At 42.8% G+C, this 16,443-nt stretch carries 17 protein-coding genes; 3 read left to right on the top strand and 14 right to left on the bottom strand.

Annotated elements, in window-relative coordinates:
• Positions 1 to 22 precede the first annotated feature (22 nt).
• The 4 genes from MCG46_RS17065 to MCG46_RS17080 form a co-directional block, all read right to left on the bottom strand.
• Positions 23 to 676, bottom strand: a complete 654-nt coding sequence (locus MCG46_RS17065; RefSeq protein WP_240281057.1) for an HD domain-containing protein — start codon at positions 674 to 676, stop codon at positions 23 to 25.
• Between the two features lie 131 nt (positions 677 to 807).
• Positions 808 to 1,569: an HAD-IIB family hydrolase gene (locus MCG46_RS17070; protein WP_240281058.1), complete on the bottom strand. Its 762-nt coding sequence runs from the start codon at positions 1,567 to 1,569 to the stop codon at positions 808 to 810.
• A gap of 254 nt (positions 1,570 to 1,823) precedes the next feature.
• Positions 1,824 to 2,462: a Type 1 glutamine amidotransferase-like domain-containing protein gene (locus MCG46_RS17075; RefSeq protein WP_240281059.1), complete on the bottom strand. Its 639-nt coding sequence runs from the start codon at positions 2,460 to 2,462 to the stop codon at positions 1,824 to 1,826.
• 144 nt (positions 2,463 to 2,606) lie between these two features.
• Complete coding sequence (locus MCG46_RS17080; RefSeq protein WP_240281060.1) at positions 2,607 to 3,209, bottom strand: uracil-DNA glycosylase family protein; 603 nt, start codon at positions 3,207 to 3,209, stop codon at positions 2,607 to 2,609.
• Positions 3,210 to 3,468: 259 nt separating this feature from the next.
• Between MCG46_RS17080 and MCG46_RS17085 the strand changes: the two genes are divergently transcribed.
• Complete coding sequence (locus MCG46_RS17085) at positions 3,469 to 4,092, top strand: hypothetical protein (protein WP_240281061.1); 624 nt, start codon at positions 3,469 to 3,471, stop codon at positions 4,090 to 4,092.
• A gap of 120 nt (positions 4,093 to 4,212) precedes the next feature.
• Here the strand turns inward: MCG46_RS17085 and ltrA are convergent, their stop codons facing one another.
• From ltrA to MCG46_RS17120, 7 genes are all read right to left on the bottom strand, one after another.
• Positions 4,213 to 5,511 carry a group II intron reverse transcriptase/maturase gene (gene ltrA / locus MCG46_RS17090; RefSeq protein WP_240276617.1) on the bottom strand — a complete coding sequence of 433 codons (1,299 nt, stop codon included), beginning with the start codon at positions 5,509 to 5,511 and terminating at the stop codon, positions 4,213 to 4,215.
• A 576-nt stretch (positions 5,512 to 6,087) separates the two neighbouring features.
• A complete protein-coding gene (locus MCG46_RS17095; protein ID WP_240281062.1) occupies positions 6,088 to 6,900 on the bottom strand; it encodes an HAD family hydrolase in 813 nt (270 codons plus the stop codon).
• Positions 6,901 to 7,050: 150 nt separating this feature from the next.
• Positions 7,051 to 7,458 carry a hypothetical protein gene (locus tag MCG46_RS17100; protein ID WP_240281063.1) on the bottom strand — a complete coding sequence of 136 codons (408 nt, stop codon included), beginning with the start codon at positions 7,456 to 7,458 and terminating at the stop codon, positions 7,051 to 7,053.
• Positions 7,442 to 8,251, bottom strand: coding sequence for a hypothetical protein (locus MCG46_RS17105; protein ID WP_240281064.1), 810 nt, complete (start codon positions 8,249 to 8,251; stop codon positions 7,442 to 7,444). The genes MCG46_RS17100 and MCG46_RS17105 overlap by 17 nt, the downstream gene beginning before the upstream one ends.
• Positions 8,252 to 8,399: 148 nt before the next feature.
• A complete protein-coding gene (locus MCG46_RS19585) occupies positions 8,400 to 9,101 on the bottom strand; it encodes an MmcQ/YjbR family DNA-binding protein (RefSeq protein ID WP_240281065.1) in 702 nt (233 codons plus the stop codon).
• A 197-nt stretch (positions 9,102 to 9,298) separates the two neighbouring features.
• Positions 9,299 to 10,636 (bottom strand): sensor histidine kinase, encoded by a 1,338-nt coding sequence (locus MCG46_RS17115; RefSeq protein WP_240281066.1) that lies wholly within the window; start codon positions 10,634 to 10,636, stop codon positions 9,299 to 9,301.
• Positions 10,633 to 11,358 (bottom strand): LytR/AlgR family response regulator transcription factor, encoded by a 726-nt coding sequence (locus MCG46_RS17120; protein WP_240281067.1) that lies wholly within the window; start codon positions 11,356 to 11,358, stop codon positions 10,633 to 10,635. Before MCG46_RS17120 ends, MCG46_RS17115 begins: the two co-directional genes overlap by 4 nt.
• A 173-nt stretch (positions 11,359 to 11,531) precedes the next feature.
• On the opposite strand from MCG46_RS17120, the gene MCG46_RS17125 reads away from it, so the two are divergent.
• Positions 11,532 to 11,909: a hypothetical protein gene (locus tag MCG46_RS17125; protein WP_240281068.1), complete on the top strand. Its 378-nt coding sequence runs from the start codon at positions 11,532 to 11,534 to the stop codon at positions 11,907 to 11,909.
• Between the two features lie 62 nt (positions 11,910 to 11,971).
• On the opposite strand, the gene MCG46_RS17130 is transcribed toward MCG46_RS17125, so the two are convergent.
• Positions 11,972 to 12,802, bottom strand: a complete 831-nt coding sequence (locus MCG46_RS17130; RefSeq protein WP_240281069.1) for an HAD-IIB family hydrolase — start codon at positions 12,800 to 12,802, stop codon at positions 11,972 to 11,974.
• Between the two features lie 201 nt (positions 12,803 to 13,003).
• Here MCG46_RS17130 and MCG46_RS17135 point away from each other — a divergent pair, with 201 nt between their 5' ends.
• Positions 13,004 to 13,687 carry an HAD family hydrolase gene (locus tag MCG46_RS17135; RefSeq protein ID WP_240281070.1) on the top strand — a complete coding sequence of 228 codons (684 nt, stop codon included), beginning with the start codon at positions 13,004 to 13,006 and terminating at the stop codon, positions 13,685 to 13,687.
• Between the two features lie 62 nt (positions 13,688 to 13,749).
• On the opposite strand, the gene MCG46_RS17140 is transcribed toward MCG46_RS17135, so the two are convergent.
• On the bottom strand, positions 13,750 to 15,717 hold the full coding sequence (locus MCG46_RS17140; RefSeq protein ID WP_240281071.1) for a WG repeat-containing protein: 1,968 nt from the start codon (positions 15,715 to 15,717) through the stop codon (positions 13,750 to 13,752).
• Positions 15,718 to 15,815: 98 nt separating this feature from the next.
• Positions 15,816 to 16,322, bottom strand: a complete 507-nt coding sequence (locus tag MCG46_RS17145) for a hypothetical protein (protein WP_240281072.1) — start codon at positions 16,320 to 16,322, stop codon at positions 15,816 to 15,818.
• Positions 16,323 to 16,443: the final 121 nt, after the last annotated feature.

Consider the following 16,443-nt stretch of genomic DNA (forward strand, 5'->3'; position numbering starts at 1 on the left):
TTTACATTGGTTACTTGGATGATTATCGCTGTCCATTCCATTCAGCGAAGAATTCCTGCAGATACTCTTCCATGAAGGCCGTGCGGTGCCGTGCTAAACGCCTGCCAGTTTCGGTGTTCATCTTTCCCTCCAACAGCAGCAGTTTTTCATAAAAGTGGTTGATCACAGTGCTGCGTTCCTTACGATAACTCACGGCGTCCATCTGGGCGCGCGGGGGAAGTTTGGGATCATACATTGCATTGCCGACATGTCCCCCATAATAAAAGGTACGGGCAATTCCAATTGCGCCAATCGCATCCAGCCGGTCAGCATCCTGTACGATCTGACCTTCTTTGGACAGCGTCTGACTCTGATCTAAATTCTTGGAAAAGGATAAATGATCAATAATCGCAAAAACCGGCTCTTTGACAGCCGGATCAATCGCTTCCAGCGCTTCTGCCAGACGGTCATGTTCCTGCTTGGGATTCGCAGTCAGCTTATCATCAATCACATCATGAAGCAGCGCGGCTGCCACGATCAAATACAGATCGCAGGGTGTTTCATCACTGGCAATCAAAACTGCATTGTTGACAACACGAAGTATGTGATCCAGACTGTGTCCACTGGTATCGCTGGCTAAGCTGGTTTGGGCAATCGCGTAGAATTTCTGACAATTTTCAATTTGTTTGGAATTCATTTTTCCTCCTGTGGGCTGAGCCCATTTTTTTATTATTCATCAAAAAGACATAAGTATCAAACTGATCCGTTTTCCATCCAATCCAAGCTTATTTAGAATTCTTTTCTGTTATAACATTATTTTATCTTGATTTAAAGAAGATTCTTTTTAATCCATTCTGCTGGTCCGTCTTGATCATTACTTGCACAAACATCATAAGCAATTTTCTTTATTTCTGAAGTTGCATTTTCTACAGCAATCCCAATTCCAACTTGCTGCATGATTTCTTCGTCGTTATAATCATCTCCAAAGTAAATAAATTTTTTCACCTCCATGGATAACTGATCACAAATATCCTTTAATCCGCGATACTTAGTTGCAAGGATATTCACGATGACAAAATAACCCGGCGTATGTGAATTAGCAATAATTTTAACTTTATCCACATCCAAATCAAGCTGATCCAATAATTTCTCATCTTCTAAGTCCAGAGAAATCTTTAGAACATTGGATGAATCATAATTTTTAAAATCACTGAAAATATAAGTAGGATCAATTTCGCATATTTCAGGATCGTTTGTTAAAATTCTTTCGGCATAAGTAAGCGCGATGTTTACGTTCGGTTTATCAATCAAATATCTAACCGTTTTTTCAATAATATCCGGTTCTATAAAATAAGAAGAAATTAGCTTTCCTTGATAGAAATTTAACGCTCCATTTAGTGAAATAAGGCCATCCGGTAAGACTAAGTCGCTGTATTTTTTCATGCGCATTACCGATCTTCCTGAAGCAAAAAAGAGATTCTTATTCAAATGTATTTGTTTTAAAATTCCTACTGTATTTGAAGATATGCTTTTATCTTTATGCAGCAAAGTTTCATCTAAATCAAATATAATTCCGCAGCAATCATCCATACTTACCTCCTAAACCACTTTTTGTGGATATATAAATACATATTATCACTTTTTACAGCTTATAATCTATTTGTTATGAATTTGTAATACCTATTCCGAAAATGCAAATTACAAAAGCAAATGCATCCCTTTTTCCGGAAGAGATGCATTCTAATTTTCCTGGCTCCTGCTGCTTAGATAATTATAATCATTCTTTTTTACGTTTGAATATTTCGTTTCCTATAAGCAATGAATAGAAAAGAGGTTATTTTCTTTTACTTCTCCATAGGATCAAACACCGTATATTCGCCATAGATCTGAATCTGCTGACCCTTGACTTTCACGAAGGCGTTATCGCACAAAGCGAGAATCGGGGCGATGCGGCTGGCCTGGCGAATTTCTTCCTTATGTTCTATATTGGATGCATCATAATGCGGCTCTAAATTAATCTTGGTCAGACCCAGTCCCCGGTATTCGCTCAGCTGCGGAATATGATCACTTTCCTGTTTTGCTAAAACAACATGATCACCCATGTTGATTGCACCGGCGCTCATTCCAATGATGACCGCATTCGTGGTTTTTAATTTTTCCCGCAGACCTATCCGTTCAAATGAAGCATGCTGACGCAGCGTGTCGCCGCCAGCCAGCCAAATGACATCCACCTGCTTTAAGCATTGATCTATCTGACTTTCCGATAAACGATCATCCAGCAGTGTCAGTGTTTTAAAGTCGAGGTCTGCTTCATGGAACAGGGTTAATATAGCTTTAGCATACTTCTCAGTTTTTTCGGCTTCATCAAACGCCGACGCGACAAAAACAAAATTATTAAGCTGGGGAATCGCAGCTTTTAATTCCTGAACAAAAGCTTCAGGAAAGCCGTTGGGAAAAGCACTGGTTAAAAAAAAGGTTTGCATATCCAACCTCCTAAAATCATCGGATATCATATATATCTCATATTCTTAAGCAGAACAGAGAAATCAAAGTTCGGCTGATCAGCGATGTTATGATTCCCTGATCATGTTGTTAGCTCCAGTTACAGGGATGCAGAATCAAATCTTTTATTCATCGAATAAAATCGAATGCAGATGAGCACGAATCTCCGGCATCCGTCTCGTTTCAAAAACAGGATGATCTTTCAGCCATTTGCGGTTTAAGGGGGAAGGGTGCGGAAGCGTATAAACAGGTTTTCCCTGAAAACTCTGGGTGCTGAAAATTAATGTTTCCAGCGGAATTTCTGGGAATAACCATTGTGCTGCATAACTGCCGATTACGATGTATAACTGCGGCTGTACAAGTTCCAGTTCCTGCCTCAGATACAGCTCCGCACACCTTACAGGCGGACGCTGATCACCGCTGCCTTTCGCTTTTCCAGGAAAACAACGGGCAATGGAAGCAATGTAAAACAGCTGCGGATCATAGAACTGAGCGTCGCTGATCTGATACCATTCCTGTTTCAGTTTGCGGCCACTGGCATCATTGAACGGCAGTCCAGTTTCCATTACGCGTCGTGAAGGCGCCTGGCTGATCTGAAAAATTTTTGATCTGAGATCACCCTGAAAGATCGGATGCCATCCCTCTTCCTGCTGCCTTGGACAAATACGGCAGTGCAGCAGCTGAGCTTTCAGTTGTTCAAATTGTATGGAGTTTTCTTGATTTTTCATCGTCTTTTCCTTATTTCAATTGATGTTCTTTTATTATACCACGCTGCAATAAAATTCGGCTTTCTTTCCTAATCCCTACTCTTATAAAGACGAGAAAAATGAGAAATGATGATCAGGGTCTTCCCCGTTCTTTAAGTAAATGGATTGCAATAGAAAGCAGAAGATGGTTTAATTCAGACAGAGCCCCTTCAGCCCTCTGGAAACTGATTCTTCGGTTTCCAGATGTTTGCCATTCTGATAATCAGGAAAGGAGCAAAAGATGAAACACATCAATAAAATCCTCTGCCTTGCCATGCTTTTTCTCGGAATCGTAACAGGCTGTTCACAAAATGTTGATTCCCAGCCCCAATCCAGTCTGAAACCCGCGGCCTACAACCAGGAAGACACAGCGATTGCCAAACAGTTTGGTTATACTGCGGATCCGCAGATCTTTCAGTTTGCGGCCGACACTGCGATCCAATCATTGCATTATACGGTTTACAAGCTGAATCAGGGACAATGGGAAGTTCAATGGACCGCAGATCAGACTTTATCCGGAGCTCGCGGACGGATCGCCGTTTATTCCGATGCTTTGCCTTCCGGATATACGATCATCATGCAGTGTGATAATATCTGCGTTAAAGATCAGCTGCAAGTTGACAATCCTGACTTTACGCTGCCGGAAGAAGCCGCATTTTCTCACACTTCCTTAAACAAAGAAATCCCATTGGAATTCACACAGGAAATTCCGGTTCTCCTTCAGCAAATTTCAACAGATAAACAACACAATTCTGTCGAACTGGATCAGTTCTTCAATCCGGGTACGTTTTCGGATCAAGATGAAGTCTGGGCTTTAACCTTAACTTTTCAGGCATCCAAAGCATCCCGTCAGCTGCCGGCTTAAAGAAACCGGATACCCTTGCTTACAACTCATAATAATAGAGTAGAGGGAAAGTTTTAACTTTCGCCCCTCTCATTGAACCGTACGTACGGGTCTCGTATACGGCTCTACATTTATATCGAATCACAAACTCTTAAGATAGTATTCTAGGGGATTGACTAAACCTGGTCTGTCCCCTTTCTTTATGCCTAAAACTTTTGGTGATAATGTAAAGTTTACGATATTCATCCCACTTCTTTTATACCACCCTAATCTCGTGTTAGCACACTTATAGATATCTTCTTCGCTAAACTTACATTTGCTCACTATATTTAGCTTCATTAGATTTCTATATATCGTCTTTGGTTTCTTCCATTGCTTGATGATGATACATCGTACCTTATGGCGTAGCCATTGCCCAAATTCATCAAGAAACATTTTAATGCTACCTATCTTAAAATAGTTTATCCAACCTCTTACAGTTTGATTTACTTTCGCAAATGTAACTGCCAGCGGTCTTGATATGGCATGTTTTCTCTTCATCAATGTTTTAATCTTAGAATACAGTCGTTTCTTTCTATCTTTCGTAGGTACGCATTTCCAATCTTGTCCATTCTTATAAAAGGTAAATCCTAGGAATTGCCCTTTCGTTGGGCGGACGACTTTTGTCTTTGTTGCACTCACTTTCAAGAATAGTTTTCTCTCTAGCCATGATGTCACTGACTTCATTACACGGTTCGCACTCATTTCGCTTTTGACGAAGATCATACAGTCATCGGCGTATCTTACAAATTTAAGGTTTCTAGACTCTAGCTCTTTATCCAATTTATCTAAATAGATATTTGATAAAATAACGCTAATTGGTCCTCCTTGAGGTGTGCCAACCGTAGTACTTTTGACGAGTCCATCCTCTAACACACCTGCTCTTAGATAGGCTCTTATCAAATGTAATGTTGTTGCGTCATTGACATTCTCTCTTAAGATTGAAATTAATTTGTCATGATTTACGGTATCAAAGAATTTTTCAATATCCAAATCAACTATCCATTCGTATTCATCATTTAAGTTATTTAACACTTCTTCCATTGCCATATGTGCACTTCGCCTTGGTCGAAATCCAAAACTATGTTCACTGAATATAGGCTCATAGATTTTTGTGAGTTCTTGTAGAATAGCTTGTTGGATAACTCGGTCAACAACGGTTGGTATTCCTAATGGTCTTTGTTTTCCATTTGGTTTTGGAATATAGACTCTTTTCACTGGCATGGGTCGATATTGCTTGTTCATTATCAAGGAAACAATTTCTTCTTGATATTGTCCAAACCCTTGTTCGACTTCTTGCACTGTCATCTTATCCATTCCAGGTGCTCCCTTGTTTTGTTTGACCTTTTTGATTGCCTTTTGCAAATTCTCTTCACTTAAAATCTTTTCCATTAATTTCATTTGCTGCTCCTCCTTCTACTTGTAAATCGATTTGGAAACATCCCCACTACTTTCACCATCTGTGCTTACGATTCACAGTTCTAGGCTATCCTCATTTTCGGACTATCCAAACATTGCTTATAGCGATTCGCACTCTATAAACGTTTCAGTCCTTCGGTATTTCTACCTACTATGACTTCATCTGACTTCTTGCGATAAACCTTTTTCGACCATGGGTACCATCACTGATTTTAAAGTTTATTGGACTTCCTTGTTCGCAAGATCTCCCAGGGTAAGACATATATCTTTCTCTTCACAACCTCTTGATTTACTGTCTTGGTTTTACGTTTACCTTTTGGACTTTGGTTTGTACTGCAACCTTATCCACCATTTAGCCTCATCAAGTTTCTTTTCGTAAGCTCGAAAGATTCGCTACACCACTTCCTTCACCCATGGTATCACTACCAACGGCTTGTGGTTCACTACACTTGGCGGCAACTACCCGTGACTGGACTTTCACCAGTTAGATATATGTCATGCCTGGCACACAGTTAAAACAGCCTGGACTTGCATCGAAGCATTCCGGGCTGTTTTGTTTCAGCTTTGATTTAAGAAATGTTCGGCAATAAACCGACCGATTCCGTCATGATCATGATCGTCCGTAATATAATCTGCGGCACTTTTGGTTTTTTCACTGCCGTTGGCCATCACCACGCCAATCTTAGCATTCACCGTCATATCATAATCATTATCTGCATCGCCAAAGGTACAAAGTTCATCCATCGTAAAACCATGCAAGGTCATGAATTCCTTCAGTCCTTCCGACTTCGATACCCGCGGATCCATATATTCAAATAAGATGCTCGCTGTAATCAATCCGGCAGACTTGGTTTTCGGTACCGTAAAGGTATGACTGCGGGCAATCACGGTATCCATCATCGCCGGGTCACAGACGATCATGACCTTCGGCCGCGGTTCGTTCAGAAATTCATGATAGTCAACGACGTGATAAGGAATGTGATCGGCTTCAGACAGCTTTCGGATATGTTCATCATCCTTCGGCGTATACAGTTCTCCTTGCCAAGGAATCGCAAAATTCACGTCCAGATCCTGATAATGTTCGATGACCTGGCGGATAACATTTCCCTCCAGCGGATAACTGCTTTTTTCCACATTCAGCTGGAAATCCGCAATTTCCGCGCCGCCGGTTCCAACAATCGCGTCGACCAATCCTTCGATTCCCCATCGGCTTAGCTGTTCCTTAACACTATGCACATCCCGGCCGGTAGCCAAACCGAACAACATTCCCTGCGCCTTGACTTTTTTTATCTGTTCGATCGTATAGGGCGAAACAACTCCCTGGCTGTTCAACAATGTTCCATCCACATCACACATGATTGCTTTGATCATCTTATTTGAATCCCCCTCTGATTTACAAGTCTTATTTATTATAACAAGAAAGGGACTGCCGTGCATTCGGATTGTATCCTTTTTCACTGCCGTCCCTTTTCCTGTTCCGTCTTTGGATTTAAATTCTGAGAAAATATCCGGTTACCGTTTCTAATCAACCGTGAAATCGGAAGATTGAAAATGACTGTAATACCGCCCGCTCTTCGCTGTGAATTTTAAAATCAGCTTGACTGTGTCTTCCGTTTCCTGACTTTCCTGCAAGGATTCCAACTGATTGATGTCTGAGGACGCTTCCCTCTGAAAGAACCCTTTCAGGCAAACCCCACGGTAAAACCGCTGATCCATAAAATAAAGACTTGCCGGACGCGCCGCAAAGTCAGCACCAAAGCAGCCGGCAGCTGGATCGATCTCAAACCAGAATTCACGAATGCCCTCCCGTCGGAAAGGCTGCGGCATCACCTGGGTTTCCGGATAACCCTGTTCATCAATAAAACTGCCAATTCCATAGCGGACATTATCCACCATTTTTCCGATTGTCTGTTCAGGATTTCGAATCATTGTTTTCTTCTCCTTTCTGCGGCTTTAGGACCGCTTTTACAATCTGCAGCATTTCCCCATCCACAATGGAGGACTCAAACTGAATTTTGTCTTGGCTTATCCAATAGGTTTCCGTCATCACCGTATTCAGACCGCAGGCTTCCCCGACAAACAACAACATGCCTGCTTCGGCTGTACCTATTTTCCACCGGATGCCCGGCGCTCCATGCAGCTTGAAGCGCTTCAGGATGCTGCCCACCTGCTTCATCAGACGGGTACAAAACTGAATGATTTCAGCCTGTCCATGGCAGACGGATTCCGCCATATTGGTGACGACAACCGCATCGGCAGCATAATCGCGGGCGATAATCCGGGCATTCAGCGATCCCATCATCAACGCATGATGATAAAACTTCTTTTTCGCACTCGGGGAATCCGGAATGATCTGCCCACCTGCAAACAGCGGAAGCCTGATCTGTAAATCGCTGAGCACCAGGGTGAAGGCCGTGATTTTTCCGGCTTCCTGACGGCAGACATAACTGCAGAAGGGGGTAATCGTGGGCAAAGAAAGGGCGATCACACCGAATTCTTCTGTGCTTTCCTTTACTGAAACAACACGCTGGGAGCGCGCTTGGTAACAGGCCTCGGAAGCAAACAGACATTGAAACAGCTGAATTGCGGCTGTATAATCCAGCTTCATCATTTTCCCACGGTAACTGGCCAGTCCTGTTAAAGAAGGGGACAAGTCTGCCAGAAAAGCCTCGCTCTGTAAATCGGCCAGGGCTTCCAGATGTTGATTCATTTCTGCATTCATAAATAAAATCCTTTCTGCCAAAACTGGCTGGATTCTGCATTCACACAGCTCGGATCACCTGAAATTCTTTGCTTTTTCAGTTCAGTAACTAGGCATCCAGTCAAAGAATTCAATCCGCTGCATCGGCGCAGGTCGTTTTGTTCTGCCTTTATTTTTGGGGCTGACGCCGCTTGCCTTCAGTCTTCGCTGTCAAAGCAAAACTCTGACTGATCACTTCCTGAATGACCTCATCCTCTAGCGTTCCATCGAGAACCACAGTGATCCAATGTTTTTTGTTCATGTGAAACGCCATGTAGAAACCCGGATGACTCATTTGTTCGGCAATCTGTTCCGGCTGAGTTTTTAAAACTAGAATTTCAACTTGCCCCGTCTTTTGCGGATCCAGCTTTCGATAATCAATGCACATCAGCACACCGAACCATTTCTGTGTTTCCTGATGGCGCAGGGCTGCCGAAGTGGGCGAGCCTTCCCAGAGATATTCTGGCTTCACCCCATAGTTTTGCTCGATCATTTGGATGATCCGTCCCGCTTGTTCTGTGCGAAATTCATCGGCTATAAAACAGGCCGAGGCGATTTCCTTCAGCTTCTTGCCGATCTCCTCGCGCAGCTCCGCGATAAAATTTCCCTGGGCATGCACTGAATGGATCAGCGTATATTCTTCCCCGGTGACCTCGTCGATCACAGCATAGGACAGCACACCGGAAGCATCCACATCCAACTGAAGCAAAAACTGACCTTCCTTAAGCGGCAGTTTCAGCGTATAACCAGCCTCTTTCGTTTGAAATCCATAGGCGATCAAACGCTCCGGTACCGGTTTTTTTAATTGAAATAGCGCTTCTGCTTCAATCACTCGGATCCCCTCCTTTTCTCGTTTAAGCCGCCTGCCGTTTTGGTCTGGGCATGCGGGAATAGCAGTCTGTTTTCCATTGGCAAATTCAGCTGTTTTCCGCTTGACAAACGTAACACAACATTCTGATAGCTCGTCTGTTTCATACCGTTTCCCCAACCTACTAACCAACAGTTCACTCACCGAAGACGTGGTGCGGATCAGTCGGGAAGCCGCAGATAGACAGAAGCGGAAAAAACATCTTCTTTCTTTTCAAAACTGGCATAACCGCGGTAAGCCGCAGCAATGTCCTGAATTGACGCCACGCCGATCCCCATGCCTTCCCGTTTGGATGACAACGGCAGGGAATTGGAAAAGCGAATAGACTGGGTGCAGGAATTATCGGTTAAGATCAATAACGCATGGTGTCCCTGCGGCTGAATCCGCAGCTGGATCCAGCGAGCCTCTGCCGGATCTCTCAAACACCCTTCCACCGCATTTTCCAGTAAATTTCCTAACAGCACCGTGATTTCCGTCGCGGAGATCGGACAAGCCTGAGGATAATCCACTTTGACTTCAAACCGGATTTTATGGCTGCGGGCTTGGGCAGCATAATATCCGATCACAGCATTCACAACTTCGTTGCAGGAAAACAGCTCCACCTTCTCCGGCGGCAGTTCATTCTGAACCAAAACCAGATATTCCTGTAAACCCTGCTTATCATCCTTTTCTATGAATGAATGCATCACAGTCAAGTGCTGCCGCAGATCGTGGCGGGCCTTACGGGTTTCTGCCATCGTCGCCGCCAGTGCATCATACTGTTTTTTCTGCATTTGAAGACTGCGCCCAGCATATTTCAGCGCTTCTTCCATCTGCGCCCGGGCCCGCGAAGTCTGCAGGATTTTTAAAGCCGCGCCGGATGCATAACAGGCACCAAACAGCATTAAATAGCGGGAAACCAAAAACTGCCATGAAGCATAAGCATAGACATCCTGCGTCGTGCAGTAAAGCATGCCGAACAAGGCTGAAAACAAAGGAATAATCCATAAGGAACGCCACATTTCAGGATCTTCCATTTTCAGCGCGTCGCCAACCGTGTGATAGAAAAAATGAATGAGGAACGGACAGGTTATCAAATAGAGGACACTCCGCGCCACATTGTAGATCAGATACGGATGTTCATCAGAGAAGGTCCAGAAAAAACGCGATTCAATGTAGTTGGCATTGCCCAGGACAAAAAACATCCAGGCCAGAAACAAAAGATAGGTAAACATCTGTTTGGGAAACGATTCCCGAATTAACAGGAAGCTCAGCGCCAAGAATACCAGCATGAAGCCGTAACGAACAAGGGTTGTCCATTGCGCCGCCGTTTCAAGGCCGGCCTGATTGATTGCATAAAAGACCGCACAATTGAGAGATATCAAAAGCAATTGAAGCAGTACAACCTGAGGAAAGGGAATCCGCAGCTTATCCTTAAACAGCCAGTATCGCGGCAGGCTGAACGGCAGAAAATCCAAAACCGGGAAAAGCAGTACCATTATCAGATCGATACCTTTCATAACAGAACCTCCCGCCGGGCCTGGTCAAATAAATAGGCATGATACTGCGCTTCGATTTTCCTGCGCTCCCGTTTGGAAAACGGTATCCGATCCCCCGTGTCCATCACAAAGTCCAGCACATCCATCACGTCGACCCGCTGCATATTGACAAGACAGCCCTTATAACACATCAGAAACTGCGGATACGCTGACAGCTGATCCAGCAGCTGAGCAAAGGGCATGCGATAACGGAACAATCTCCCGTCATCGGTATGGATTTGGCAATAATGTCCGCTGACATCGCACCACAGAATTTCCCGCAGCAGCAGTTTATCCTGTTCAAGGCAAAGGCACTGCGCCCTGCGGATCTTTTCCATTCCGACATTATCCAGCATCCGGTCAAAAGCCTCCTGCGTATACGGTTTAACGAGATATCCACAAGCCCGTACACCATAGCTGTCCACCGCATGATCACGGCTGGTTGTGACAAATACAAGCGGAACCAACGGATCTTGGCGGCGGATTTCCTGAGCGGTTGCCAGACCGGAAAGTCCGTTCATATATTGATCGAGAAACAGAAGATCATAGCTCTCTTTCCTGAAAGTCTTTAAAAACGTTTCGCCGCTGGCGTATTCATCCAGCCGCAGCGTTTCTGCCGGCATGCGGTGCTTCGCATACCGCCGCAGTGATTCGCAGATTTCAGACCGGCATTCCTGCTGATCATCAAGAATTGCGCACTTCATCTCGATCCCCCCTGACTGCCCATCCGCTAAGACTTAATATCATTTTAACTTTAAAAGGAAGGGGATACAATACGATTTGCCGCCAAAAACTGCCGGATGCCGCCAACCGCTTGTCCATCGTTTCCATTTCGATTATGTTAGAGATGACAAAGCAAAGGGAGAGGGGAATCTTGATGATCAGAATAATGATCTGTGATGATGAGCAGCAGGAACGAAAGCAGCTGATTAAAGATGTCCAGCAATGGTGCGAAAAGCGGGCCCAGCCCGCGCTGATCGAATTTTGCGAAAACTGGTCAGATTTGGCAGAAAAAATCAAATGCCGCAAACCGGATTTATTAATTATCGCTAACAACGGTGTAGCCGGACTGGATCTCGTTACCAACGCGCTGGCTTTAATGCATAAGATTCTTTGGTTTTCTGATTTGGATTTCAGCCTTCAGGCTTATCGGCTATGTCTGCCTTATTTCTGCCAAAAGCCTCTGACCTCCGCTAAAGTCGAGTATGCCCTGGATCGGATCGCAGAACAGAGGCCGGCAGGGTATCCTGTATGAGTATCAATGAAGCTTCGAATGAGGGTGCAAAAGCTCTCATTTTTTTTATTGTTGGCCTAGTTTCATTCATCCAACAGCAGATGGATCATCTCTGCCACGGAGGCAACGGTATGCGCGGCTCTTGCGGCTACATGCGCTTCTGCCAGGTCGATGCAATAGCTGTGTCTTGTAATTTCAAACATCGGAATGTCATTTTCGGAATCGCCGACAACAATCAGATGGTCACGGTCAAGCTTGAAGCGTTCGCACAATTCAAGAATGGAAATTCCTTTTGAGCTGTTCAGTGGCCCAATATCAATCATATCCTGATCGCTGGTCGTGATGAGACCCGGATAGTTCTGTTTTTGAATAAAGGCTCTCAATTCATCCCTTTGCGGAGGTGGGACAAAGATCTGAATCCGCTCCACCCCAGCAGTCGGATCAATCGTTTCCAAATCTGCCTGAATCACAGAATCCCACACGGAATCATATGCTGGAACACCGCGTGGATAACGATCCGTTCTTGACCAAATCCATTGGTTATTGAACCCCGTGGTCACACTGATATTCAGATCCTGTTCAATTACCTTGCGGCAGAGGTCGATATAAACGCTGCACGGCAGCTGCTTGATGATCGTCTCCCCGGTTTCCAAACGTACCGCTGCGCCATTGCCGCCAATGAAATTGATATCAAAGCCAAGGGCTTCTGCGATCACAGGATAATGATGCAGTCCCCGGGCTGTAGCAACCGCAAATTTATTTCCCTGCTCAACCCAACGCTTCACCGCCTTAAAATTATCTTCCCGCTGGTGCGGATTGGCGGATTCTTTGCGCGGATACAAGGTTCCGTCTAAATCTGAAATTAACAGTTTGGTCGGTTTGTCTGAAGTATGAAATTCCCAGTCCTTCTCCATAGCCTACTTCCTCTCCTTTATATCTATATAGATATGTTCTATTTAGAATATACTATGAATTCGGATTCACGTCAATTCTCAGTTTCAGCTCAACTTAAAAATAGGAATAAGAATCTGAGGCCTTTTCTTTTTCATCTCCGCAAACCGTTTCTGTTATACTTAATGTAAGCAAAGAAACAAGGACAAGAGGTGGTTTGTTTTATGATTCGATCAGTACTGTTTGATTTTGATGATACGCTGGGCGATTACAAAGAGGCGCAGGAAGAAGCTAAGAAAATCATCAGCGTCTTTCTGAATGAGAAAAAGATAGATCCCGATGCATTCTGGGAAGTATTTCATCAAAGAAATGAAAAGTTGTTTCAGCAATATACTGCTGATAAAATCAGTTTATCTGACTATCGCAGCGCCCGATTTCGCTTTGAAGGCTTGAATGCTGAGGATATTCAGCATATCAACACCTTGTATATGGGTTATGCGAACGAAAATGTTCAGCTTTTTAAAGACGTTGAACCTGTTCTGACGACCCTTCTCAAAAACAACAAGGAAATCGCCATTCTTACGAATGGCCCCAGCGATGGTCAAAGAACTAAATTAAAATGTTTGAATTTCCTGGGTCAGGATTTAAAGTTCTTTATTTCCTCGGAAATCGGCCTGGCTAAGCCATCTCTTTCTTATTTTCTATATGTGCTGGATCATCTCAATCTTTCCCCAAACGAAACGTTGATGATCGGAGATTCGTTAGAGAATGATTATTTTGGCGCACAAAAAGCAGGAATCCCTGCCTTGCTTTTGGATCGCAAGGGTCATTGTGTACGCAAAGATATCTCTGTCATTCATAGTTTATATGAGGTTCTGAAATATCCAGGATTGGATATCAAAGCTTGAAAATTCTTTTCCATCATCAACAGGTCTGAATCTTCATCTTGATCAGACCTGCACTTCAATATTTAAAAATCCCATTTGCATCCGGAGATCGCTTGATTTCTTTGATAAACAAGCGGATCTCCATCAACGCTGCATGAATACCAGTTCCCCAGAATTCGATTCTCCTGTATTTCAAAATTCTCATCCCAAGAATAAACAAAATCGCTGATCCAATCTCCTCGGAAATTGAAAACTGCACCTTTTCCCTGCATTTTCGCCAAACCGTATTCGGTATGGTTAAAATACAGGATATCCTCATAAATGGGTTCCAGAATCATCTCTCCCGTTTCCAACATAATTCCTTTTTTGTCGTCTCTTTCCACGACAAACATTCTAAAAATAGTTCCATCCTCAGCCTCAAAAGCATCATGTTCACCGACGATTCGATCCGCTGCCGCTTCAAACTGCAGCTCAAACTCATCATTGTAAAAAACCAGTTTATTTGCTTCTCCGATAAAAATGCCAAACTGTCCTTGAATTTTTGCCGGATACACATCTGATGCCTTCTCAGACGGCAGTTCGATTGTTTTAGCGTCCGTAGCACAAATCACTTTATCCTCAGTTTTTATAATCGTGATCCATCCCCATTGTTCAATCTCAATATTTTCAGCTAGAATTTCACCTTGACTGTCCATGATTCCATAATGGATACTTTCTTTTAAAAATGGAAAATAATTCTTGCTGCATTGAGTTCCATAACAAGATGTTGAAATCCAATCCAAAGACGGAAATCGTTTGATGATTTCCATTTTTTCATCTAAAAGACAAGGAGCACCAGAACATATTCCTGTATAGCGATCAAATCCATTATATCTATATAAAATAATGTTCGGTGAAATGACATTCCCTTGATTGTCCATTGTTCCCCCGATTCTCCGCATTTCATAGTAGTCGCCCTCTTTAAACAATTCATCGCAGTTGTGTTCAAAAAGAACTTTCCCATTTGAATCAATTACCTGACGTTGACCGTCCATTTTGACATTAAATTCTGTTAATTCAGGCAAACCATATAAATAGAGAACTTCATCGTATTTTAGAGGCAGAATAAAGTTTCCATCCGCATCTAAAATCCCAGACTTTCCATTTTGCGTTACAATCACTGACTTCTCATCATAAAATTGAATGTTATCATACTCAAAATCCGCAGCTTCTGTTAGCTTATCTAAAATTGCATATTTACCGTTTTTTTCAGCAATCACAGTATGGATGGAGTATTCGAATGACACATCAGAGGCATCATTAAATAACCGTTTGCCCTCTAAATCATAGCCATCATACACATTATCATTTTTAATAGAGACCATGTATTCTCCTGATTTAATCTGACTGTAAACTACATCAAAATATCCGTCTTCAGCAGCTTGTCTATAGCTTTCAGGTGTAATTAATTGTCCTGATAAGTTATAAACATCAACATTGTATTCCTGATTCTTCCGGTTTGCGGCTAGAAAGACAGGCGAAATCTGACCCTCAGAAGGAGTTAAACAGGAAACGGACTGAATAACATCATAGAATCGCTCCGTAAGCAAAACTCCATTCAAATCCATCAGTGTAAATTTTCCTTCTTTCTCAACTTCAAATAAATTCAAAGTCAGATCAAAGTGAACAGAATCCCATTTCTGCACTTGATGATTCACTTCAGTCAAATTCATCGGTATCCACTCTGTATTGTACAAAGTATATTGTTCATCCTTTATTCCTAATACCCGGCCGTCATTAAGAATAAGCACCTGATCATATTCTGCGGGAACAACAAGTTTTCCCGTTCTGTCAATCACACCATATTGTCCGTTCTCATAGGCTTTGGCAAAACGCTTCTCATCTTTCAGATTTATTGTTTTTAATTGATCATAAACTGAAACCAGTTCCTGCTTTGTCTCTGTCTGCCCATGAACGGCTGAGTATTCAGGCTGCGAATCCAGTACATGGCAGCCGCTGAATAGAGTTAGGGAGAGCAACAAGAATAATCCCTTCAATACAAATAATTTCATTCTGATCCTCCTTTGTATTCCTGTTCTAAAATAAAGACCTGACTACAAAGTTCTTAAGGGAGCTTATCCATAATTCAGTTTTTAAAATATGGTTTCTTTTATTCAAAAACGATAACATCTTTATATTGAGAGAAATCAATCCCTTCATCATAAGGATTTCCCGGATATACGAAAACATAATAACCGTCTTTTTTTATTATAGCTTCACTTTCCGAGCGTTCCATTGGCAAGCCTTCACTGGAGTATCCGTTAAGGTTATCCTGAATATAATATGTCGTAATCAACTCAAGACTGCTATCGCTTCTTTCATAACTAAGATTAATTGCAATTCCATACTCTGTTTCCTCATTTTCAACAACTATGCATTCCGGTAATGGATCTTTTATTGAATATTTAAAACTTCCATTGAAAAGTGATTCAGTCTTATATCCTGATCTGGCTGGTGCTGACGGCGCGGCTTCTGGTGTCTTTGTTGATTCTGCAGTTGGCTCGGCTGTGAATACCGGCTGTTGTGAAATTCTCGATTCCACATTATTATTTTTTTGAGAGCATCCAACAATCAGCATCAAATTCAGTAAAACTACAAAATATTTCTTCATTTTCATTTCTCCCTCTTCTTTTATTATTCCGGCTGATCAATACAGTCATCCTTAAGATTCTGCCTATGATTCCTGATTACAGGATACTAGATATTCATAAATAATTAAAGCCTTTAAAATTGAATTT

The sequence above is a fragment of the Holdemania massiliensis genome (assembly GCF_022440805.1).
GTDB lineage: Bacteria > Bacillota_I > Bacilli_A > Erysipelotrichales > Erysipelotrichaceae > Holdemania > Holdemania massiliensis_A.

What these genes read in the sequence shown, in the direction of transcription:
- MCG46_RS17065 (WP_240281057.1), bottom strand. Translation starts at nt 676, where the DNA reads ATGAATTCCAAACAAATTGAAAATTGTCAGAAATTCTACGCGATTGCC.
- MCG46_RS17130 (WP_240281069.1), bottom strand. Translation starts at nt 12,802, where the DNA reads ATGGAGAAGGACTGGGAATTTCATACTTCAGACAAACCGACCAAACTG.
- MCG46_RS17125 (WP_240281068.1), top strand. Translation starts at nt 11,532, where the DNA reads ATGATCAGAATAATGATCTGTGATGATGAGCAGCAGGAACGAAAGCAG.
- MCG46_RS17085 (WP_240281061.1), top strand. Translation starts at nt 3,469, where the DNA reads ATGAAACACATCAATAAAATCCTCTGCCTTGCCATGCTTTTTCTCGGA.
- MCG46_RS17105 (WP_240281064.1), bottom strand. Translation starts at nt 8,251, where the DNA reads ATGAATGCAGAAATGAATCAACATCTGGAAGCCCTGGCCGATTTACAG.
- MCG46_RS17100 (WP_240281063.1), bottom strand. Translation starts at nt 7,458, where the DNA reads ATGATTCGAAATCCTGAACAGACAATCGGAAAAATGGTGGATAATGTC.
- MCG46_RS17115 (WP_240281066.1), bottom strand. Translation starts at nt 10,636, where the DNA reads ATGAAAGGTATCGATCTGATAATGGTACTGCTTTTCCCGGTTTTGGAT.
- MCG46_RS17095 (WP_240281062.1), bottom strand. Translation starts at nt 6,900, where the DNA reads ATGATCAAAGCAATCATGTGTGATGTGGATGGAACATTGTTGAACAGC.
- MCG46_RS17080 (WP_240281060.1), bottom strand. Translation starts at nt 3,209, where the DNA reads ATGAAAAATCAAGAAAACTCCATACAATTTGAACAACTGAAAGCTCAG.
- MCG46_RS17075 (WP_240281059.1), bottom strand. Translation starts at nt 2,462, where the DNA reads ATGCAAACCTTTTTTTTAACCAGTGCTTTTCCCAACGGCTTTCCTGAA.
- MCG46_RS17070 (WP_240281058.1), bottom strand. Translation starts at nt 1,569, where the DNA reads ATGGATGATTGCTGCGGAATTATATTTGATTTAGATGAAACTTTGCTG.
- MCG46_RS17120 (WP_240281067.1), bottom strand. Translation starts at nt 11,358, where the DNA reads ATGAAGTGCGCAATTCTTGATGATCAGCAGGAATGCCGGTCTGAAATC.
- MCG46_RS17145 (WP_240281072.1), bottom strand. Translation starts at nt 16,322, where the DNA reads ATGAAAATGAAGAAATATTTTGTAGTTTTACTGAATTTGATGCTGATT.
- MCG46_RS17140 (WP_240281071.1), bottom strand. Translation starts at nt 15,717, where the DNA reads ATGAAATTATTTGTATTGAAGGGATTATTCTTGTTGCTCTCCCTAACT.
- MCG46_RS17135 (WP_240281070.1), top strand. Translation starts at nt 13,004, where the DNA reads ATGATTCGATCAGTACTGTTTGATTTTGATGATACGCTGGGCGATTAC.
- ltrA (WP_240276617.1), bottom strand. Translation starts at nt 5,511, where the DNA reads ATGAAATTAATGGAAAAGATTTTAAGTGAAGAGAATTTGCAAAAGGCA.